Source organism: Paraburkholderia silviterrae (assembly GCF_004353915.1).
In the GTDB taxonomy this organism is placed as follows: Bacteria; Pseudomonadota; Gammaproteobacteria; order Burkholderiales; family Burkholderiaceae; genus Paraburkholderia; species Paraburkholderia silviterrae.
Genome location: NZ_SMRP01000010.1, coordinates 157,889 through 179,207, shown reverse-complemented (window position 1 = coordinate 179,207; position 21,319 = coordinate 157,889). Strand labels below are relative to the sequence as shown.

Here is a 21,319-nt window from a genome sequence, read left to right as displayed (position 1 = left end):
CGTCCAATACGTCCAACGATCAGCTCAAGATCATCACGAGCACCATTCCCCAGATCGTCAGGAGCGTATTGCCGACCGCGTAGGTCACGGTATAGCCGAGCCCGGGCACCTGGCTGCGCGCCGCGTCGCAGATCATCCCCAGTGCGGCCGTCGTGGTTCTGGCGCCCGCGCACACGCCGAGCAGGATTGCGGGGTGGAACTTGAACACATACTTCGCGATGAACATGCCGATGATCAAGGGAACCGCCGTAGCGAAAATCCCCCAGAGGAACAGACTGATGCCGAGTTGCTGCAAGCCGGCGACGAATCCCGGGCCTGCCGTGATGCCAACCACGGCAATGAACACGTTGAGGCCCACGGAGTTCATGAACCAGACGGTCGGTTCGGGAATGCGCCCGAAGGTGGGATGGATCGCCCGCAACCAGCCGAACACGATTCCGGCAATGAGCGCGCCGCCCGCCGTGGAAAGCGTGAGCGGAATGCCGTGCACGTTGATCACGATTGCGCCAATCAAGGCGCCTGCCGTGATGGCGAGGCTCACGAAGGCAACGTCGGCCACCGTGGTGGGACGGTCGAGAACGCCTAGCTCCCTGGCGGCCGCGGTGGTGTCCTGCGTCCTGCCCACGATCGTGACGGTGTCGCCGTGTTCGAGCTTCGTATTGGGCAATACCGGGATCTGCGTTTCGGTCGGCCCGCGCTTGATTTTCTTCAGGTAGACACCGCGTGCGCCGGGAAGGCTCGCCAGCTCCTGCAACGTCTTGCCGGCCACCGACTTGCTGGTGACGTAGACGTCCACGCCTTCCGTGGTGACCGCGAGCAGATCGGCGTCTTCGACTTCGTCGCCGCGTGAGCCGAGTCTCGCCACGAGCTGATCGCGAGGACCAGCAACCGCCACGATGTCGCCTGCTTGCAAGACGAAGTCCAGCGTTGCTTCCGTGACGGCGCCCGCGCGTCTGACGCGCTCGATGAAGAGCCGCACGCCTGCGGGCTCGGCGGCTTCTATCTGGCTGATCGTCTGGCCGATGAACGGGCTGTCGGCGGCGATTCGGTAGGCGCGCAACTGGTAGTCATGCCATTCGCGCCCGTCCTGCGCGCCGGCGCCCTTGCCGCCGAGGGTGGCTTCGTATTCCTTGCATGCGGCGGGCAGGTCGATGCCGAGCAACCGTGGTCCGAGCGTTGCGAGAATGATGGCCGAGCCGATCGTGCCAAAGATATAGGTGACGGCGTAGGCGGTAGGCATGGCGTCGAGCAGCGCCTTGGCCTGATCCGCCGGCAGATGGAGCCGGTTGATCGCATCCGTTGCCAGCCCCATCGAGGCCGAAATGGTTTGCGAGCCGGCGAACAAGCCCGCGGCGGACCCCAGGTCGTAGCCGGCGAATTTGGCGGCAACGATGGGCGCCGCGAGACACAGCAGACACTGCACGACCGCGAACAAGGCCTGCGGCAAGCCATCTTTAGCGATGCCGCGCACGAATTGCGGCCCCACCCCATATCCAACGGCGAACAGGAACATCAGAAAGAACACCGACTTGACGTTGGCCGATACCGTAATGCCGAGCTGGCCGATTGCGATGGCCGCAAGAAGCGTGGCCGTAACAGCCCCGAGACTGAATCCCTTGAAGCTTTTTCCACCCACCCAATAACCGATGCCTAGTGAAAGAAAAATGGCGATCTCGGGGTAATGCCGAAGTGTGTCTGTCAGCCACGACATAATGGTTCCTTTTCATGGTCATGCCGGACGACGCGAATCGCATGAGCAAGCGAGGCATTCGTGCCATCCTGTCTGGAGCGCCAGCATCGCATGGCACCCCCAATGGCGGCCTACGTTTTTGTCAAACCATCGCGTAATTCGTTTAACGCTTTGACGAAGCTCTATTCCCGGTGCGAATCGCCCGAATTGCGGTTGAACGAAATCGCGCGTCATGCTGATGCGGAAAATGTCCCTGAGTTTGAACAATCATTTGCATCAAGCAAAAAATGAATGGAAGTTCCAGTCAACGCGAAATATCGCCGGCTATGCGTGGATGGGCCGATCAACTCGCCGGTGCGCGGCGAATCGTCAAAGTGCACAAAATATGAGCAAGCGTTGCGCTTGCTCGTCGGCCGGATAGTGACTTCAGAAGGTGGATCTGCAAGGAAGATTATGATTTCATGCCGTCGGCGCCACATTGAAAAATGAAAATTTTATTTATTATTTAAAGTATTTATACATAAATTGGGCATTCGGATTAAGCCCATTCATCCCGCTCGAATCGTATTTTTCTATTGACGCCGCGTATTCCCACGCGCCGGGCAGGCACGGGAACCGCATTGGCACAGCGGCTCCCGTATGACGCCCTACGCCTCAAGGCCGCTCGAGCGCCGCCATCGCCCTTACGATCACCAGCAGCACCGAAAGGCTCACGCCGCTCGTCGCGCGAAACTCCGCGAGCAGGCGTCCGTAGCGCTCGAGCGCAGCCTCGTGCTGCTCGCACCAGGCATCCACGAGCGCTTGCGCATCGTCCGTGTCGGGTGCCTGCGCGAGTGCGTTGGTCGTGAGCGCACGCTTGAGGCGCGCGACCTCCGCAAGCGCCGCCGCACGCGCCATCGTGTCCCAATGCGTCGGTGTGGGCAACGCCGCCGCGCGCTCGCCGATCCAGCCGTAATTCAGACGCGTGTCCAGCGCGAAATACGCGGCCGCCACGTGCTCGAGCGGACGATCGCAGGCGGCAGCCACATCGGCAATATCAAGCAGTGCGATGGAAGTCTCCCCACTCGCCACGCGCACGGCCAACGCGCTTTCCACGCCGGCGTTCACGAGCTCGGCCTGACGCGCCGACAACGCTTCGAGATCGGCGGCGGGCAGCAATGCCGGCAGTTGCGGCGCGAGCCGCTGTGCCGCGTCGCGGCAACGCGCGAGCAGCGTGCCGCCGTCGTCCACGGCACCCGCCTGCAGGTGCCGCAGGAACCAGAGCGCCGCGCGCTCGAGCAGGCGCGCGACGTCGACGAACATGCGCGCCTGCACGTCGTCGGGCACGCGGTTGTCGAGCGCGTCGATGTCGCGCCACACATCGTTCAGGTCGAACACGTCGCGCGCCATGATGCAGGCGCGCACGATATCGCCGGGTTGCGCGTCCGTTTCCTCCATCAGACGATGCACGAACGCGCAGCCCACACGGTTCACCAGCGCGTTCGTCAAATGCGTCGCAAGGATCTCGCGGCGCAGCGGATGGCGCTGCATCGGCTCGCTGAAGCGCTGCTGCAGCGGCTTCGGAAAGTAGTCGATCAGCAAATGCGCGACAAGCGGGTCTTCCGGCACGTCCGATTCGAGCAAGGCATCGTAGAGCCACATCTTGCTGTAGGCGAGCAGCACCGCGCGCTCAGGCGACGTGAGGCCGAGCTTCGCGCTCTGGCGCTCCGCGATTTCCTCGTCGGTCGGCAAGAACTCGATCGCGCGGTTCAGGCGGCCGGCGCGTTCGAGCCAACGCAAGAGCCGCGTCTCCGCGTCGAGCAGCTCCGCGCTGTAGCGGCCCGCGATCGAGAGCGCCTGGGTCTGGTAGTAGTTGTCGCTCAGCACGAGCAGCCCGACTTCGTCCGTCATGTCGGCGAGCAGCGTGTTGCGCTGTTTCATCGTCATCTCGCCGTCGGCCACCACGAGGCCCAGCAAGATCTTGATGTTGACTTCGTGATCCGAACAGTCGACGCCCGCTGAATTGTCGATGGCGTCGGTATTGATGCGTCCGCCGCGCTGCGCGAACTCGATGCGGCCGAATTGCGTGACGCCCAGGTTGCCGCCCTCGCCCACCACCTTGCAGCGCAGGTCGGCACCGTTGACACGCACGGCATCGCTCGCTTTGTCGCCAACCTGCGCATTGGTCTCGTGCGCGGCTTTCACATAGGTGCCGATGCCGCCGTTGTAGAGCAGATCGACCGGCGCCAACAAAATCGCGCGGATCAATTCGTTGGGCGTGAGTGCGGCCGCTTCGATGCCGAGCGCACTCTGTACGGCGGGTGAAAGCGGGATCGTCTTCACCGTGCGCGGGAACACGCCGCCGCCCGCCGAAATGGCTGCGGGGTCGTAGTCGGCCCAGCTCGAGCGCTCGAGCGCGAAGAGCCGGCTGCGTTCGGCGAAGCTCGTGGCCGGGTCGGGGTTCGGATCGAGAAAGATGTGCCGATGATCGAATGCGGCAACCAGCTTGATATGCGGCGAAAGCAGCATGCCGTTGCCGAACACGTCGCCCGACATGTCGCCGACGCCAACCACGGTGAAGTCGGTCGCCTGCGTGTCGACGCCCATCTCGCGGAAGTGCCGCTTGACCGACTCCCAGGCGCCGCGCGCGGTGATCGCCATCTTCTTGTGGTCGTAGCCCACCGAGCCACCCGAGGCAAAGGCGTCGTCGAGCCAGAAGCCGTATTCGCTCGAGATCGCGTTCGCGTAATCGGAGAAGGTGGCCGTGCCCTTGTCCGCTGCCACCACCAGATACGGGTCGTCGGGGTCGTGGCGCACCACGTCGGGCGGCGGCACGATCACGTTGTTCACGAGGTTGTCGGTGAGGTCGAGCAGGCCGCGCAGGAAAGTCTGGTAGCACGCAATGCCTTCGCGCATCCACGTTTCGCGATCGGTGGGCGGCGGCGGATTCTTCACCACGAAGCCGCCCTTCGAGCCCACCGGCACGATCACCACGTTCTTCACCATCTGCGCCTTCATGAGGCCGAGCACTTCGGTGCGGAAGTCCTCGCGCCGGTCGGACCAGCGCAGCCCACCGCGCGCGACGCGCCCGCCGCGCAGGTGCACGCCTTCCACGCGCGGCGAGTAGACCCAGATTTCGAACATCGGCTTGGGCTCGGGCAGCCCCGGCACTTTCGCCGGGTTGAACTTGAACGACAGCGACGGGAGCAGCGCGCCATCGGCATCGCGCCGGAAATAGTTCGTGCGCTGCGTCGCGTTGATGACGCCGAGGAATTGCCGGAGAATGCGGTCTTCGTCGAGATTGGGCACCTGGTCGAGCGCGCTTTCGATGGCCTTGAGCGCGCGCTCCGTGCGCGCCTCGCGCCCCTCGCCCAGCTCGCCCACGGCCGGGTCGAAGCGAATGAGAAACAGCTCGACGAACTGGCGCGCGATGGCCGGGTTGCCGGTCAGGGCGCGCTCGATATAGGCGTCGCTGAACGTCGAGCCCACCTGGCGCAGGTACTTCGCGTACGCACGCAGGATGGTGACTTCGCGCGCGCCCAGATACGCGCGCAGCACGAGGCGGTTGAAGTCGTCGTTTTCGATGCGCGCGCTCCACACGGCTTCGAATGCGTCTTCGAACAGGTCCTTCACGCGTTCGATGTCGAACTCCGCGTCGTCGGCGAGTTCGAGGCCGAAGTCGTGCACCCACGCGCTCTCGCAGCCCGGCGCCTCGATGACGTACGGCCGCTCTTCGTCCACGCGCACGCCGAGATGCTCGAGCATCGGCAGGCTGCGCGACAAGGCAATGGCTTCACCCGTGCAATACACCTTGAAGCGGAACGCGCGCGGTCCGGCTTCGATAGGCCGGTAGAGATTCATCGCGATGCGCCGCGTGCCCTGCACGCGCTCGATGAGCTCGATGTCGCGCACCGCCGTGCGCGCCGGATAATCGTCTCGATAGCCCGCGGGAAACGAGTCGGCGTAGCGATGCAGGAGCCGCGTGCCCTGCTCTTCGCCAAACGCGTCGAGCAAGGCATCGGCGAGATCGTCCTGCCAGCGCCGCGTGACCTGCACGAGCCGCGCCTCCAGCTCGCGCGTGTCGACATCGGGCATCGCACCCGTTTTCGCATGGACAACGAAATGAATGCGCGCGAGGGCCGACTCGGATAGGAGCGGCGTGAATTCCACCGACTCGCCAGCGAAGGCCTCCGTGAGCAGATTTGCAATGCGGCGGCGCATGTCCGTGTTGTACTTGTCGCGCGAAACGTACACGAGGCAGGACACGAAGCGGTCGAAGCGGTCGCGACGCACGAACACGCGCGTGCGTTGATGCTCCTGCAAACGCAGCACGCCCATGGCCATGTCGAAGAGCTCGTTTTCGTCGGCCTGGAAGAGTTCGTCGCGCGGCCAGGTTTCGAGCACCGTCACGAGCGACTTGCCGAGATGCCCCTTGGGCAGGAAGCCCGCGCGCCGCACGATATTCGCGCACTTGCGGCGCACGATGGGGATCTCCGAGCTCGAGACCATATAGGCCGTGGAGGTATAGAGCCCGACGAAGCGTCGCTCGCCGCACACTTTGCCGTCCGGCCCCACGAGCTTCACGCCCACGTAGTCGAGATAGCCTGGACGATGCACGGTCGCGCGCGAATTCGCCTTGGTCAGAAAGATGGGCCACGCACCGGTGATGATCTCGGTTGCGGCGCTCGGCAGCGGCGTGACGTCGGGCGTGCCGGGCGCGCGCAGCGACTCGCGCAGGATGCCAAGGCCGGAGCCCTCCACGCCGCGCAGGGCGAAACCATCGCCGTGCTCGACGAGCGCGTAGTCGCGCTGGCCAAGGAACGTGAAATGGTCGGCCACCATCCATTCGAGGAACGCGCGCGACTCAACGTCTTCCGCACTACTCTCGCGCGCCTTCATGGTCTTGATCGTGCCGCGCGCCACCTCGACGATCTTCGGCCAGTCTTCGACCGACGCGCGCACGTCGCCGAGCACCCTGGCGATAGCGGCGCGCAGCTCCTCGAGTTTTGCTGCATCGCCGCAGCGGTCGACCTCGAAATGAATGAACGAGGCGAGTTGCGACTGCCCTTCATCGGCACCCACACCGCCCACGTCCGTGCGCACGATGGCGCCGTCCTGGCCGCGCCAGAGGCGGAACACCGGGTGCATGACCGAATGCAGCGCGAGGCCGAGCTTGTTGACGGCCATGGAGACCGAATCGACAAGAAACGGCATGTCGTCGTTGACGATCTCGATCACGGTATGGTCCGAATGCCAGCCGTGCTGCTCGAGGATCGGGTTGTAGACCCGCATGCGCTCGGCGCCCGGGACGAAGCGCTGCGCCGTCTGCCAGTGCGCCATGGCGGCGCCGTAGAGATCAGCGATGCTGCGGCTGCGCAGGTCCTCGGCATCGACAAAGTCGTAGTAATGCCGCAGAAAGGGTTCGACGATCTGGAAGGTGGGCTCGGGTAATCGCGCACGCGCGAATTCCACGACGTCGGAAAGCAGATGGGTGACGAATTCCTCGTTTCTCACTTGCATGGCGGACTCCTGGAAGGACGGCCATGGACTGCATCGGCGGGAGGTCCATTATGCACCGGGCAGGTGACAAAAAGGGGGTTGCATGTGCAGGTTGCCGCGTTGCTGCATGGCATGGCGTCCTGCACTGCAACATTCTCAGCGCCGCGCTTGCGGTTCGCTCATCGCTCCCGTTGTTGCGTTTTCCGGGGTCGAATCACGGTTGCGCGGATAAGACAATTTGCGGTACGAAATGTATTCACTTCTCCCGATTGATTCGTATACTGCGGCCGTAAAGTCGAATCTGCCGGGAGGATGCCGAGCGCAAGCTTCCCGGTTCTTTGGAGAGAGACGGTGGATTCGGTTAGCAATGCGATGAAAGTGACGCTGCATGCGACGACGGTGTGCGTGGCGCTATGGGCTTGCTCGCTTGCTCAAGCGCAGCAAGTGGGCACCACGGGCGGCGCGCTGAGCGGCACGTTTTTCAACGGCGCGAGCCTCGCGGTCAAGGCCGCGCACAACGTCCTCGACAGCGCCAGGATCGACAACGTCGCCGTCCCCCAACTCGAGCCCACCACCGGGAAAGCATCGCCTCCACGCGTGATGCCTTTTTTCGATGGTGGCTATGGGCACAGGCGGCCCGCCATCGGACTCAATTTCTCGTTCGATCTGGGCGAGGCAAACGGCGCCCCGCCCGCCTCGTCACACGCATGGATTGGGTGGGCATGATGGCCCGGCACTCGCCAGGCGGCCCGCCAGGTCCGTAGCCTAGAACCGGTCGATCATCCCGAGCTGCACGCCTCGCACCGTCGCGCCCGGCCATGATGGCGTGAGGCCGGTCACGTTCACGCCGCGCAGGGTCATTTCGCCTTGCCCGCGATTGCGCAGCCAGCCTGCGCTCGCATACAGCAGCACGCGTGTGGAGAGGTCGTACTCGCAGGCCGCGCTGAACTGGTCGGCGTTGTTGTCGCCGCCCGAGCGGTCGCGCATATACGTGTAGCCGAGCGACGCGCGAAAGCGCGCGCTCACCGCATAGCGCGCCGAGACCGACACGCCGTCGTTGTGATAGCGCGGCGTGCCGCCGTCGCCGTTGAAGAACGAGAGAAAGCCCGTGACCGGGCCGTACACGTACGAAACGCCGCCGAGATTCGCGCGCAGCGCGCCGTTGCCGTGCGTTTGCTGGTGCGCGTATGAAATGCGGAACGGGCCGCTGCTATACGCAAAGGTCTCGATGTTGCCTGCGATGCCGTTGCCGTCAGCATTGCTCGCGTCGCGCAGCGAGGTCATGAGCGTTGTCGAGAAGCCGTGGAATTCGGGCGACAGGTAGGTGATTGCGTTGCTCTCGTACGGCGTGATCTTCGAGAGATTGTCGAGCCCCGAAGCGATGGTGCCCGCACCGAACGCGTCGAGCCCGCCCTTGAACGGGATATAGATAGGCGAGTACTGGCGGCCCACGCGCAGCGTGCCGTAAGCCGTACCCACGCCGATCCAGGCCTGGCGGTTGAAGATCGTATTGCTCACGGCGTATGTGCCGTCGTTCGAGCCGAAACCGTTTTCAAGGTCGAACAGGATCTTCACGCCGTTGCCGATGTCTTCGGCGCCGAGCAAGCCCATGCGCGAACCGCGGTACGCGCCCGAATCCATGCGGGCGACGTAGCCCGCGCCAGGGTTGGTGACTTCGATGCTCGTGTCGAGTGTGCCGTAAAGCGTGACGGCGCTTTGCGCATGCGCGCTCATGGCGCGCGCCGCCAGCGCGATGAACGCGATGAGCTTGACCAGTGCGCCTTGCGGCGCACTGCATCCACATGAGCGGGCAAAAAAACGCACGCGTTACTGCGGCAACGCGTAGGCGATCACGTAGTCGCCGAGCTTCGTGCCGAACGAGCCATGTCCGCCAGCGGCAATTACGACGTACTGCCGGCCGTTGACCGAATAGCTCATCGGTGTGGCCTGTCCGCCCGCGGGCAAACGGGCGCGCCAGATTTCCTTGCCCGTGTTCACGTCGAACGCGCGGATATAGTTGTCGGCCGTCGCGCCAATGAACGCCACGCCGCCGGCTGTCACGATCGGGCCGCCCAGCATCGGCATGCCCATCTTGAACGGCAGCGGGACCGGGGAGCTGTCGTGCACCGTGCCAATGCGCTTCTTCCACACGATTTCGTTGGTCTTCAGATCGATCGCGGCCATATAGCCCCAAGCCGGCTGCTTGCACGGCAGCCCGAACGGCGAGAGGAACGGATTAAGCGTCACGCCGTAGGGCACGCCGTATTGCGGCTGGATGCCAGATTCCGTGCCGCTGCCCTTGGCGCCCGGCACTGGCTCCATGGGGTTGCCAGGGCCGCGCGGAATCAGCCGCGAGACGAACGGCAGCGCGATCGGATTGGCGATGGCGATCTGGCGGTCCGTGTCGATGGCAATGCCGCCCCACTCGAACATGCCGAGGTTGCCCGGGAACACGAGCGAGCCTTGCAGCGAAGGCGGCGTGAACGTGCCTTCGTAGCGCAGCTTGTGGAACATTACGCGGCACACGAGCTGGTCGTACATCGTGGCGCCCCACATGTCGGCGTCGGTGAGCAGATTCTTCGGGCGGAACGTGAGCTCGGAGAACGGCTGCGTCGGCGAGACGTGGTCGCCGGGCGCCGCGCCTTGCGGCACCGGCATTTCGGGCGCGGGCACGACGAGCGCGCCGGTGCGGCGGTCGAGCACGAACAGGTTGCCCGTCTTCGCGGGGCCGTACACGACCGGCACGGTGTTGCCGTCCTTGTCGGTGATGTCGGCGAGTGTCGGCTGCGAGGGCATGTCCATGTCCCACAGGTCATGGTGCGCGGTCTGGTAGAACCACGCGAGCTTGCCCGTAGAGGCATGCAGCGCAAGGATCCCGCTCGCGTAGCGCTCCATGAGCGGCGTGCGGTCGCCGCCCCAGATGTCCGGCGTCTTCACGCCCATCGGCAGATAAACGATGTCGAGCTTCGCGTCGTAAGCGCCGGGCGCCCACGAGTTCGGTGAATTCCACGTGTAGTGCTCGCCCGGGCCCGGGATCTTGTTCGGATCTTCAGCGCCCGTATCGAACACCCAGAGCAGTTTGCCCGTGCGCACGTCGAAGCCGCGGATCACGCCCGAGGGCTCACGCGTCGAGAAGTTGTCCTCGACCGCGCCCGCCACGATGATCACCGTGTTCGTGACGACTGGCGGCGAGGTGGGCTCGTACATGCCCGCCGTAGTGACCGGCATGGCGTGCTGCAGGTCGAGGTCGCCGTTGTTGCCGAAGCCCGCGCAGCGCTCGCCCGTGATCGCGTCGAGTGCGTAGAGGTGACCGTCGTTCACAGGCAGCAGGATGCGGCGCGTGCAGGCACCGCTCGCCGATGTCGCGGCTGGCGCCGCCGACGTCGCGCCGCTCGAGGGCGCGCCGGGCTGCATGGAAGATGCGTCTGCGTCGCTGGCGGGCGCGCCGGCCTGCATGGAAGATGCGGCCGTGTCGCTGGCAGGCGCGGCGGCCTGCGTATAGGGCGCGGCGGCGGCATCCGATGCGGCAGCGCCCACATCCGAGGCTGCACCTGCAACATCGCTCGCGGCCGCGGCGGGCTCTGCCGACGCCGCATTGGCCGAAAGATCGATATACGACACACCGCGGCAAGTCACGTGCTGAAACGACGGATCGGCCTGCAGCTTCGGATCGAACTTCCACTTGAGCTCGCCCGTCTGCGCGTCGAGCGCGAAGAGCTTCTGGTGCGGCGAGCACAGATAAAGCAGATTGCCGATCTTGAGCGGCGTGACTTCATTGGTGATCTCGACCGGATCGTTCGGGCCTTTCGTGTCGCCGGTGCGGAAGGTCCATGCGACCTGCAGGTTCTTCACGTTTTCCGGCGTGATCTGCTGCAGCGGCGAATAGCGCGTGCCTTCCTGCGTGCGGCCGTAGGCGGGCCAGTCTGCTGGATCGATACCGTCGGGGTTCGCAGCAGGCGTCGTGCCTGCCGACGCGCCGAACGTGCCGTTCACCACCTGCGGATCGTGGTAGCACGCGTAGGCCAGCACGCCAGCCCAGATCACGAGCGCGGCGAGGAGCGCGCTCACGGCAAGCTGCTTCGCGCCCTGGAGCCGCCAGCTCACGAGCAGCAGCAGCCACACGCCGAAGACGACCAGCACGCCGGAGCGCGGCGCGAGCGCCCAGAAGTCGGGCCCCGACTCCCAGAGCGACCAGATCGCCGTGCCGACCAGCACGAGCGCATAGAGCACGAGCGCGCTGGGACTGCGCCGGTACAGTTGCAACGTCACGACGAGCAGCACGACGCCGGTCACGACGTAGTACGCGGAGCCGCCGAGCGAGAGCAGCCATGCGCCGCCAATCAGCAGATAGAGCGCGGTGAGCGCGGTAAAAACCAGCGTGAGGCCGCCGATGAATCCCGGCGATGTCGACGATGCCGACTGTCTGGACATGATGATCTCAACCTTTGTGTGAGGATGCAGCTTTCATCACTGGCGATCAGAACACGTGCATCATGCCGATGTACGCCCCGGTCTGCGACTCGCCGGCCATCGGGCTCGTGGGCGAGCTCGAATCGCGCGGCGTAGCGAACACCGAGAAGGTGCCGTTCTTGCTGTTGTTCACGTACGCCACCGTGCCGTAGAGAAACGTGCGCGCGCTCAGGTTGTAGGTGGTGCCTAGCGCGTACAGCATGGCGTGGCTCGACGGATCGTGCGCGGCGTCGCCGCCGCCCGCGCCCACGTGAATATAGAAGCCCGCGGCCGTCATGGCCCAGCGCTGCGTGGCCTGGTAGGTCGCGCCCAGCCAGTAGTGGTCGGCGCTATCCGCCACGCCAACAGGAGAATCGGGCGCCGCGTAATGCGTATAGGCCGCCTGGATCTTGAACTTCTCCACGCGCAAATTGCCGCCCACGAAATACTCGCGCGAAGCGGTAAAGATGTTGGAGAGGCGGCCGTTCTGGTCGCGCAGCTCGTCGTAGATGCCGCGCATGTCGAAGCGCGACGAGTGATACGAGAGCATGATGCCGTCCGAGCGGCCGAACTCGCCAGGCGCACCGCTATTCCAGGCGCCCGGCTGATTGCCGAAGGCATATTGCCCCTGCACGTCGAAGCCGTGCCAGACGGGGCTGTGATACTCGACGTTGTTGCTGGTCTGCTGCCAGTTGCGCCCGCGCACGAGTGAAGCCGACGACACGGCCTGCTGCACGAACGGATCGAATTCCCACACGCCGTCACTGTCGATGAAGAGATTGCGGCCAGCCTGCAACTGGCCCCACGTCTCATTCTTCAGACCCACATAGGCGCGGCGCGAAAAGAGCCGCCCACCGCCTGTAGTGCCGTTCATGATCTGCAGCGCCGTTTCGAGGTCGAACAGCGCGCTGGTGCCGCCGCCGAGGTCCTCGCTGCCCTTGAAGCCGAGCATGCTGGTGCCCCAGTCGCCGCCTTCCGCGCTCCATCGGCTCGAGCTGCCGCCCGTGCCGTTGGCGATGTGGTTCAGGTATTCGATGCCGCCGTCGACACGGCCGTACAGCGTCACGCTCGATTGTGCCGAGACAGCCGTGCTGGCGGCGACCAGGACGCACGCACCCAGTTGTTTTTTCACGTCAGCTCCCAGTTGGATTCTTCTTTCGGTATCCGTGCCGTCGAGCCTTGCTACGTCACGGGGCGATTCATCCAGTACCGCTGGGCATGCTCCACGCGGCCGTCTGGCGGGTGCGCATCGTCCGATGCGGACCCGCCGAAGTAGACTGCGTCTGGAAAATATAGCGCGTCATCGAGAATGGTGCTTTCCTGGTGCTTTCCGGCGGGTCGCAGCCGGGGCGGTCGCGATCGGCCCGCCAGGAACACCGGCGTGCATGCGCACACATTCGCCGCGAATACGGTCACACAAAGCTAGAATCGCCGTTTCATCACTTTTCGCGCTGCCATGACAACCGCGCTGCTTGTAATCGATTTCCAGCACGGACTCGTGTCCGTCGACCCGTTGCCCGGCAACGCGGCCATGGTGACCGCCAACATCAACGCGCTGGCACAGCGTGCCCGGGAAGCGGGGGCGCCGGTGGTATTCATCCAACACGAAGACAACGAATTCGTGCGTGGCGAAGCGGCATGGGCAATATCGGGAGATTTGCGCGTGGAGCCGCAGGACTATAAGGTCGGCAAGCGCACGCCCGATTCCTTCCTGAACACGGAGTTGGGGCCGATACTGGAGCGGCACGGCGTGAAGCATGTGGTTGTCTGCGGGTACGCGAGCGAGTTTTGCGTCGATACGACCGTGCGTCGCGCAGCGGCCGCCGGCTACGCCGTCACGCTGGCCGCCGACGCGCACACGACCCACGACAAGCATCACGCTACGGCGGCCATGATTCGCGAGCATCACAACCAGACGCTCTCGAACATCGAAAGCTTCGGCCCGCGCATTGACGCCGTGCCTGCCGAAGCCATCGCATTCGGCGCATGAGCACAGATCGCACCAGGCGAGGACGGTGCGTTCTGCACCACCCTGCGGCTTTTGTCTAATTTGAGCAGGCGTTCAACGCCCTACCGTGCGTCCCGCCGGTCGTCCGTGGAGCCCGCGCGCGCAGGCGGGCGCTTCTCGCCTTCGCGCGTATGGAACACGGGCAGGCGCCAGCCGAATTGCAACGACGCCAGGCGCAGCGCCACGCAAGCCAATGTCGCGACCCACGGCGTCCAGAACGAGGACCACTCCATCGCGGTGAGCCCAACCTGCAACGCCGCGCCCAGCAGCGCCGCCGACGCATAGATCTCGCGCTCGAGAATCGCGGGCACACGCGAGAGCAGGATGTCGCGCAGCACGCCGCCGCCGACCGCGCTCACCATGCCGAGCAGGATCGCCGTCTCCGCGCTGTTGGTCCAGATCCACGCCTTCTGCGCGCCGGACACCGCGAAGAGCCCGAGCCCGATCGCATCGAAGAACAGCACCGGATGGCGCAGCCGCCGGACCTGCGGATAGGCCGCAATGGTGAGCGCCGCCGCGAGCAGCGACACTGCCAGATACGCCCAGTTCGAGAGTCCCGCAGGCGGAATCGCGCCGATGCTGACGTCGCGCACGATGCCGCCGCCGCACGCCACCATGAAGGTCACCACGATAATGCCGAACAGATCCAGCCGCCGCTGCCTCGCCGCCACGGCGCCCGAGATCGCGAACGCGAAGGTGCCGATCAGATCGAGAACCGTGTACGCCGTATGGGCGTTCATATGCGCGCTCACGTGCGCGCCCAGTGCTGCACTCACGCTGCCTCGCTTTCCTGTCCGGTTTTGCGTCCGCTTGCAGGTTCGCAGGTTTGAAGCTCGCCTTCGCTACCCAGCCATGCGCCGGCCGCGCACAGCATCGCCTCGAGTCCCGTGCGCAGCGTCGTGTCGATGACGGGCGCGAACCGCGGGGAGTGATTGCTCGGAATCTCGTTGATCTTCTTTGCCGCCCGGGCTTGCGCGAACACCTCGCGGTCGGTGCCGCCGACGAACCAGAACGCGTAAGGCACGCCCCATTCGCGCCCGAACACGCTGAAGTCTTCGCTGGCCGCGGCGGGTTGCGTTTCGTAGGCCCGCTCGCCGAAATACGCTTCGAACGCCGTGCGCAGGCGCGCGATGGTGGCGTCGTCGTTCTCGGTGAGCGGAAAGCTCGAGAGCGTGGTGAACTCGGGCTCGCGGGGCGCGTTCGAGGCCGCGCATTCCGCGCAGCAGATGCGGCGGATCGCACCGAGCATGTATTCGCGCACGTCTTCGTCGAAGGTGCGCATGTTGAGCTTGAGCGTGGCGTCGTCGGGGATGATGTTTTCCTTCGTGCCCGCCTGCAGGGCGCCGATCGTCAGCACGGCGCTGTCGCGCGGCGAGATCTCGCGCGAAACAATGGTCTGCAGGCGCAGCGTGGTGGAGGCAGCCATGATCACGGGGTCGATCGAGGTCTGCGGCTGCGAACCGTGCGAGCCGCGGCCGAAAAGCTTGACCTTGAGGCTGTCGCCAGCCGAGAGGATCGTGCCGCTGCGATACCCCACCGTGCCAGCCGGTCCCACCATCACGTGCTGGCCGAGAATGACATCGGGCTTCGGAAAGCGCGTGATCATGCCATCGTCGATCATGCTGCGCGCACCGCGCCCGACTTCCTCGCCAGGCTGGAACACGGCCATCAGGGTGCCGCGCCAGGCGTCGCGGTGCGCCTCCATGAGACGCGCGGCGCCCAGCAGCCAGGTCACATGCATGTCATGGCCGCAGGCATGCGCGACGCCCACCTCTACGCCGTCCTCGTCTTTCGTGGTGACCTGGCTCGCATAGGGCAGCCCCGTTGCCTCGGTCACGGGCAGCGCGTCCATGTCGGCGCGCAGCATCACGACCGGCCCCTCGCCGTTGCGCAGCAGCGCCACCACGCCGGTCACGCCGACTTCGCGCGCGACTTCGAAGCCAAGCTTCTCCACGTAATCGGCGACGATTTGCGCGGTGCGGAACTCCTGCATCGAGAGTTCGGGGTGCGCGTGCAGATCTTTGTAGATCGATTCGAGCTCGGGCAAAAGCGCGTCGATGTCGGGCGCGAACGATTCGACCAGATTGGTCATGGGTGACTCCTTGTTGCCGGCATGTGCGCTACAGCGGGCAATGGTGGGTTGAGCGCGCGGCTTGCGCGGCGCACAGGCTTGCGCGCCTGGGGGAGCGTCATGTCAGGTTGCACCGGTGCCGCTTTCCAGCAGACTATCGGAAAGCTTTTCCAGCAGGCGGTCTAGCGTCTTGCGCTCGTCGAGCGTGAGCGCGGCCGAGAGATCGGCTTCGAGCGCGGCCCCGACCCTGGCCGTTGCCTGCGCCACCTTGACCCCTTCGGGCGTGCCGCTTAGCGCGACGCTGCGGCGGTCTTGCGCATGCGTGTCGCGACCGATCAGCCCGCGCGCCTCCAGTTCGGCCAGCGTCTTCGAGAGCAGGGTTTTTTCGATCAAGGCACGCTGCGAGACGGCTTTCGGTGTGATGCCGGTCTCGGCGCAAACGAGCCGCAGCACGCGCAGCGCACGCACGTCGAGGCCCCAGCGCTCGCGGTAGACCGCGTTGGCGCGCTCGCTCAGGAGCGCGCTCGCGAGATCGAGCCTGAAGGTGAGAAATCCGGAATAGAGACCCGTGGACAAGCGCGCACTCCCATGGCGTGCGCCGGCAGGGGCCGGCGACGCATGGGAGTATAGTTACTTAGTTGAAAATTTCAACTATTTTTGCCGTAGGCATTGATCCGGCGACGTACGGGGTCTGATGCCCCGTGCTCGCGGCTTCGCGTCATTTGCGCAGGAGGCTCATGCCGATCTGGCGCGACCACTTCCACCGCAGCAGCGCATGCGCGCCGAGGCCGAACAGCAGCCCCCAAAAGGCCGCGCCCAAACCGAACAGCGACATGCCCGACGCCGACACGATAAAAGTGACCAGCGCGGCGTCGCGCTCGCCGACGTCGGCCATCGATGCGGCCAAGGCGCTTGCGATAGTCGGGAACAGGGCAAGGCCGGCAAGCGCGGCAATGAGTTCGCGTGGCAGCATCGCGAAGAGCGAGAGCACCGTTGCGGCGACGGCGCCGAGCGCGATATACAACAAGCCGCCCGATACGCCGGCGACGTAGCGCTTTGCAGGATCTTCGTGCGCCTCGTGGCCCGTGCAAATCGCCGCGGTGATCGCGGCCAGATTCAGGCCATGGCAGCCAAACGGCGCGAGCACGGCGGACACCGCGGACGACCACGCAATGACCGGCCCCGCGGAAGGTTTCGCATAGCCTGCGTTGCGCATCACGGCCATGCCCGGCACCCATTGCCCCGTGAGCGCCACCACGACCAACGGCAGCGAGATGTTGACGATGGCCTGCCAGTCGAAGCGCGGCGTGGTCCAGACCGGGCTCGTGAATTGCAGTGACGGCGCCTGCCCGGTGAGCTTGCCGCCCGCAACCGAGACCAACGCCCCCACAATGAGCACACCGACCACGGCATAGCGCGGGAACGCGCGACGGCCGATAAAGAAGGCAATGAACATCGCGCCTACCAGCACCGGTTGCGCGGGCAACACAACGAACATCTTCGCCGTGAAGCCGAACAGGATGCCCGCGAGCATCGCTGCCGAAATGCCCGCCGGCAGCCTGGAAACGATCTTGTCGAATGTTCCGGTGATGCCCACAAGGAAAATCACGAGACTTGCCGCGAGATACGCACCGACTGCCGCCGCATAGTCCACCGTGGGCAGCAGGGTGATCAGCAGTGCCGAGCCTGGCGCCGACCACGCGATGACCACCGGCACCTTGTAGCGCAACGACAGCACGATGCCGAGCACGCCCGAGCCCACCGCGATCGACCAGACCCATGATTCAAGCACCGCATGGGGCAAGCCTTGCGCCGCCTGGAACACGATGACGAGCGGCCCGGCGAACGAGATCAGCGTGGCGATACATCCGGCCAGCAAGGCCGGCAGCGAGCAATCTTTGACCAACTGGCGCAATGCGTTCATAGGTCAGCCGTTGTCTCCGCCTGCAACCGGCAATACTGCGCCGGTGATGTAGCTGGCCTCGTCCGAGGCGAGAAAGAGGATCGGCGCGATCTGCTCGTCGAGCGTGCCGTAGCGCTTGAAGAACGTCGATTCGGTGACTTGCTTCACCGCTTCGTTCATCCATGCCTTTTCCTGCTCGCTGTCTCCGGCGGCGTTGCGCGGAACGCGGCGCGCAGGCGCGCTGGTGCCGCCCGGCGCGCTGGCGACCACACGAATATTGTGCTCCGCGTATTCCATCGCCAGCGCCTGCGTTAGCGCATTGACACCGCCCTTGGCCGCTGAGTACGGGACGCGTCGAATGCCACGCGTGGCATTCGACGAAACGTTGACGATGGTGCCGCCGCCGCGCGCGAGCAGATGCGGCAGCACCGCGTGACACGTATACAGCGTGGGCATGAGCGAGCGGCGAATTTCCGCGTCGATCTGGGCCGGCTCGAATTCGGCGAACGGACGCATGCGAATCGCACCGCCCACGCCATTGATCAGAATGTCGATGCCGCCAAACTTCTGGGCGGCGAACGCCATGGCCGCCTGGGCGCCCTCGTACGTCTCCAGATCGGCGACGAATCCCGCAGTGTCGGCGCCCTGCGCTTCTGCGGCGACTTCAGCAACGAAATCGGCGCGATCGACAAACAGCACCTTGCCGCCCTCGGCGGCCGCACGCAGCGCCACGCCACGGCCAATGCCCTGCGCGGCGCCGGTGACGACGATGACCTTGCCTGTGAATCGTTGCATGTTCAAGCCGCCTTCGCCGGTGCGTTAGGAGTGAACTTCTCGTAGTGGAAGCTGTTCGGCTTCACACCCTCGTCGTCGAAATACTTGCGCACGGCATCGACCATCGGCGGCGGCCCGCACAGGTACACATCGACGTCGCCGTCGTTCAGCGCGTTGGCCGGAATGTGCTGCGTCACCCAGCCCTTGCGTGGATGGGTCGATTGCTCTTCGGCCACCACAGTGGCAAAGCTGAAATTCGGCAGCTTCGCCGTGTAGGCCTCGACCTCCTCTACCTGCACGAGATCGAGATCGCGCGTGACGCCGTAGATCAGATGCACCTGCTGCCGGGAATTCGTACGCGCGAGCACTTCGAGCATCGAAAGGAACGGTGCGAGGCCCGTGCCGCCTGCGAGGAACAGCAGCGGCCGCTGCACATCGCGCAGATAGAAGCTGCCGAGCGGGCCGTGCAGCTCCAGCTTTTCCCCCGGCTGCGCGGCTTCGAGCCAGGTGCTCATCACGCCGCCGGGAATCTTCTTGATGAGGAAGCTGATCTTTGCTTCACCCGGCGCCGACGAGAACGAATACGAGCGATGCTGGCCGCTGCCGGGCACGTCGATATTCACATACTGGCCAGGCAGGAACACTGGAGCGCTCGCATCCACATCCATTTCGAGCACGACGGCCGCGTCGTTGTGCTGCTCGACTTTCGACACGGTGGCGGCGAACTTGCTGTGACCGGTCTTGCACGCGGTAGACGACGTCGGGATCGCGATCACGCAATCGCTTTGCGGCACCATCTGGCAGGTCAGCACGAGGCCGCCGTCCTTCTCGTCCTCAGTCAGCGCGTCTTCGATGTAGTCGTCGCCGAGATCGTAGCTTCCGCTTTCCGCGCGGCATTTGCAGGTGCCGCAAACGCCATCGGAGCAATCCATCGGCAGATTGATCTTGGCTCGAAAGGCAGCGTCGAGTACTTTCTCGCCCGCCTTACAGTCGATGAAACGGGTAACGCCGTCCTCGAAATTCAGTGCAATTTTGAAACTGGACATGGGAATCTCCTCCACTGCCTCTGGTGCCTGGTGTCTGCGACGTCAAACGTGGTAGACGTCGAGAACCTGCCGGATATAGTCGTTCTTCAGGACGATCTTCTTGTATGCAATCAACAAGTCCTCGCCAGCCTTACGCAAGGTCACGAACATTGTGCCGAAGTATTGGTCGTTCACCCGGTAGCGGTGGCTGAGCGTGTGAAAGTTGTAGCGCACGTCCACTTCTTCCGCGCGCTCGGCCAGCACTTCCACGTTCGTGACGTTGTGGCTGGTGCGCGGCTCGGGTGTAGAAGCGCCGCTGCGCTCGGTCTTGATGCGAAAGACGCGATCCTCGAGCCCGCCTTTGTCCGGGTAGTACATCAGCGAGATCTGGCTTTCGTGGTCGTCGGTCAGCTGGTCGTCGTCGTCCCAGGCCGGCATCCAGTAGGTGACGTCGTCGGCATAACAGGCCAGCCATTCGTCCCACTGGCGGTCGTCGAGCAGGCGCGCTTCACGGTAGAGCGCGGCGCAGATTTTCTGGTAATCGAAGCTCATGCCTGCGCTCCTTCCTGTTCCTTTTTCAGCGCGTCACGCATCACGCGCACCCAGTATTCGTGCTGACACACGAACAAGCCTTCGTCTTCGCTGCGCTCGCCCGAAATGAGCGGCTTGAGCCCCATCTTCTTCGCGTTCTCGTCCGCGCCTTCGACCCACAGCGGCGCGCCGCGCGACAAGTCGTTCCACATGGCCGTGATACCGGCGTAGCCGTTCTGGCAGGCGCGGAACTCTTCCAGGTCGTCGGCAGTGCCCATGCCGGAGACGTTAAAGAAGTCTTCGTACTGGCGAATGCGCGTCGCGCGGTCGGCGGCGCTCTCGCCCTTCGGCGCGAAGCAGAAGATGGAGACTTCGGTCTTGTCCACGCTGATCGGCCGCACCACGCGAATCTGCGTGCTGAACTGATCCATCAGGAACACATTCGGATACAGGCAGAGGTTACGAGTCTGGTTGACGATGAAGTCCGCCGTCACCTCGCCCACGCGTGCCTTGATTTCATCGCGCTGCCGATAAACCGGCCGCACTTCGGGGTTCATCGTTTGGGTCCACAGCAGGATGTGGCCATGGTCGAAGCCGTAGACGCCGGCTACCGACTTGCTCCAGCTGTTCGCATCCACGGCCTGCGTGCCGTCTTCCTTGCGGCGCCCCATCGTAGCGGCGTAATTCCAGTGAACGGTGCTGACGTGGTAGCCGTCGCAGCCGTTCTCCATCTGCATCTTCCAGTTGCCCTCGTAGACATACGAGGAATTGCCGCGCAGCACTTCGAGGCCTTCCGGCGCCTGGTCGACGATCTGGTCGATGATCACCCGGGCTTCGCCAAGGTAGTCCTCGAGCGGCACGACATCCGCATTGAGACTGCCGAAAAGGAAGCCGCGATAGTTCTGGAAACGCGCGACTTTCTTCAGGTCGTGCGACCCCTCGGTATTGAATTGCACGGGGTATTCGGTGGTCTTCTCGTCCTTCACCTTCAGCAGCTTGCCGGTATTGGAGAAGGTCCAGCCGTGGAACGGGCACGTGAAGCTGCCCTTGTTGCCATGCTTGCGCCGGCACAGCATGGCGCCTTTGTGTGCACAGGCATTGATGACGGCGCGCAGCTCGCCCGTCTTGTCGCGCGTGATGACCACGGGCTGGCGGCCAATCCACGTGGTGTAGTAGTCGTTGTTGTTCGGAATCTGGCTTTCGTGCGCGAGATACACCCAGTTGCTCTCGAAGATGTGCTTCATCTCCATCTCGAACAAATCGGCGTTGGTGAAGATATCGCGACGGCAACGGAAGATACCGGCCTCTTTGTCGTCCTGCACCGCAGTGGCGAGCAGGTGATCCAGTTCGTTGGCTTTGTCGATAATGGCGGACATGTTTCCTCTCCGTA

At 64.5% G+C, this 21,319-nt stretch carries 15 protein-coding genes; 2 read left to right on the top strand and 13 right to left on the bottom strand.

What is annotated here, in order from left to right; genetic code table 11:
* Window positions 1-19 precede the first annotated feature (19 nt).
* Both aspT and EYW47_RS20795 read right to left on the bottom strand, forming a co-directional pair.
* Entirely contained in the window at window positions 20-1,711 is a 1,692-nt protein-coding gene (gene aspT, locus EYW47_RS20800) for an aspartate-alanine antiporter (protein ID WP_133196719.1), read from the bottom strand.
* A gap of 633 nt (window positions 1,712-2,344) precedes the next feature.
* Window positions 2,345-7,189, bottom strand: a complete 4,845-nt coding sequence (locus EYW47_RS20795) for an NAD-glutamate dehydrogenase (protein ID WP_133196718.1) — start codon at window positions 7,187-7,189, stop codon at window positions 2,345-2,347.
* 330 nt (window positions 7,190-7,519) lie between these two features.
* Here EYW47_RS20795 and EYW47_RS20790 point away from each other — a divergent pair, with 330 nt between their 5' ends.
* Window positions 7,520-7,894: a hypothetical protein gene (locus EYW47_RS20790; protein WP_133196717.1), complete on the top strand. Its 375-nt coding sequence runs from the start codon at window positions 7,520-7,522 to the stop codon at window positions 7,892-7,894.
* Between the two features lie 39 nt (window positions 7,895-7,933).
* On the opposite strand, the gene EYW47_RS20785 is transcribed toward EYW47_RS20790, so the two are convergent.
* From EYW47_RS20785 to EYW47_RS20775, 3 genes are read right to left on the bottom strand one after another with little or no spacing between them, the layout of a single operon-like run.
* Window positions 7,934-8,944: a porin gene (locus EYW47_RS20785; protein WP_276322957.1), complete on the bottom strand. Its 1,011-nt coding sequence runs from the start codon at window positions 8,942-8,944 to the stop codon at window positions 7,934-7,936.
* Window positions 8,945-8,995: 51 nt separating this feature from the next.
* Window positions 8,996-11,599: a glucose/quinate/shikimate family membrane-bound PQQ-dependent dehydrogenase gene (locus EYW47_RS20780; protein WP_133196716.1), complete on the bottom strand. Its 2,604-nt coding sequence runs from the start codon at window positions 11,597-11,599 to the stop codon at window positions 8,996-8,998.
* A gap of 46 nt (window positions 11,600-11,645) precedes the next feature.
* Window positions 11,646-12,749: a porin gene (locus EYW47_RS20775; RefSeq protein WP_133196715.1), complete on the bottom strand. Its 1,104-nt coding sequence runs from the start codon at window positions 12,747-12,749 to the stop codon at window positions 11,646-11,648.
* Between the two features lie 324 nt (window positions 12,750-13,073).
* Here EYW47_RS20775 and EYW47_RS20770 point away from each other — a divergent pair, with 324 nt between their 5' ends.
* Window positions 13,074-13,607 carry a cysteine hydrolase family protein gene (locus EYW47_RS20770; protein ID WP_133196714.1) on the top strand — a complete coding sequence of 178 codons (534 nt, stop codon included), beginning with the start codon at window positions 13,074-13,076 and terminating at the stop codon, window positions 13,605-13,607.
* 80 nt (window positions 13,608-13,687) lie between these two features.
* Here the strand turns inward: EYW47_RS20770 and EYW47_RS20765 are convergent, their stop codons facing one another.
* The 8 genes from EYW47_RS20765 to EYW47_RS20730 all read right to left on the bottom strand — a co-directional run bounded on the left by EYW47_RS20765 (window position 13,688) and on the right by EYW47_RS20730 (window position 21,305).
* Window positions 13,688-14,365, bottom strand: a complete 678-nt coding sequence (locus EYW47_RS20765) for a trimeric intracellular cation channel family protein (protein WP_133196800.1) — start codon at window positions 14,363-14,365, stop codon at window positions 13,688-13,690.
* A 32-nt stretch (window positions 14,366-14,397) separates the two neighbouring features.
* Window positions 14,398-15,717: a M20 family metallopeptidase gene (locus tag EYW47_RS20760; protein WP_133196713.1), complete on the bottom strand. Its 1,320-nt coding sequence runs from the start codon at window positions 15,715-15,717 to the stop codon at window positions 14,398-14,400.
* Between the two features lie 102 nt (window positions 15,718-15,819).
* A complete protein-coding gene (locus tag EYW47_RS20755) occupies window positions 15,820-16,272 on the bottom strand; it encodes a MarR family winged helix-turn-helix transcriptional regulator (RefSeq protein ID WP_133196712.1) in 453 nt (150 codons plus the stop codon).
* Between the two features lie 142 nt (window positions 16,273-16,414).
* Window positions 16,415-17,620 carry a benzoate/H(+) symporter BenE family transporter gene (locus EYW47_RS20750; RefSeq protein WP_133196711.1) on the bottom strand — a complete coding sequence of 402 codons (1,206 nt, stop codon included), beginning with the start codon at window positions 17,618-17,620 and terminating at the stop codon, window positions 16,415-16,417.
* A gap of 3 nt (window positions 17,621-17,623) precedes the next feature.
* Window positions 17,624-18,394, bottom strand: a complete 771-nt coding sequence (benD, locus tag EYW47_RS20745; RefSeq protein WP_205710115.1) for a benzoate diol dehydrogenase BenD — start codon at window positions 18,392-18,394, stop codon at window positions 17,624-17,626.
* Between the two features lie 2 nt (window positions 18,395-18,396).
* The gene (gene benC / locus EYW47_RS20740; RefSeq protein WP_133196709.1) at window positions 18,397-19,419 is read right to left on the bottom strand and encodes a benzoate 1,2-dioxygenase electron transfer component BenC; all 1,023 of its coding nucleotides are present in this window, start codon (window positions 19,417-19,419) and stop codon (window positions 18,397-18,399) included.
* A gap of 42 nt (window positions 19,420-19,461) precedes the next feature.
* Window positions 19,462-19,950, bottom strand: coding sequence for a benzoate 1,2-dioxygenase small subunit (benB, locus tag EYW47_RS20735; protein WP_133196708.1), 489 nt, complete (start codon window positions 19,948-19,950; stop codon window positions 19,462-19,464).
* Complete coding sequence (locus EYW47_RS20730; protein WP_133196707.1) at window positions 19,947-21,305, bottom strand: Rieske 2Fe-2S domain-containing protein; 1,359 nt, start codon at window positions 21,303-21,305, stop codon at window positions 19,947-19,949. The genes benB and EYW47_RS20730 overlap by 4 nt, the downstream gene beginning before the upstream one ends.
* Between the last annotated feature and the right edge of the window lie 14 nt (window positions 21,306-21,319).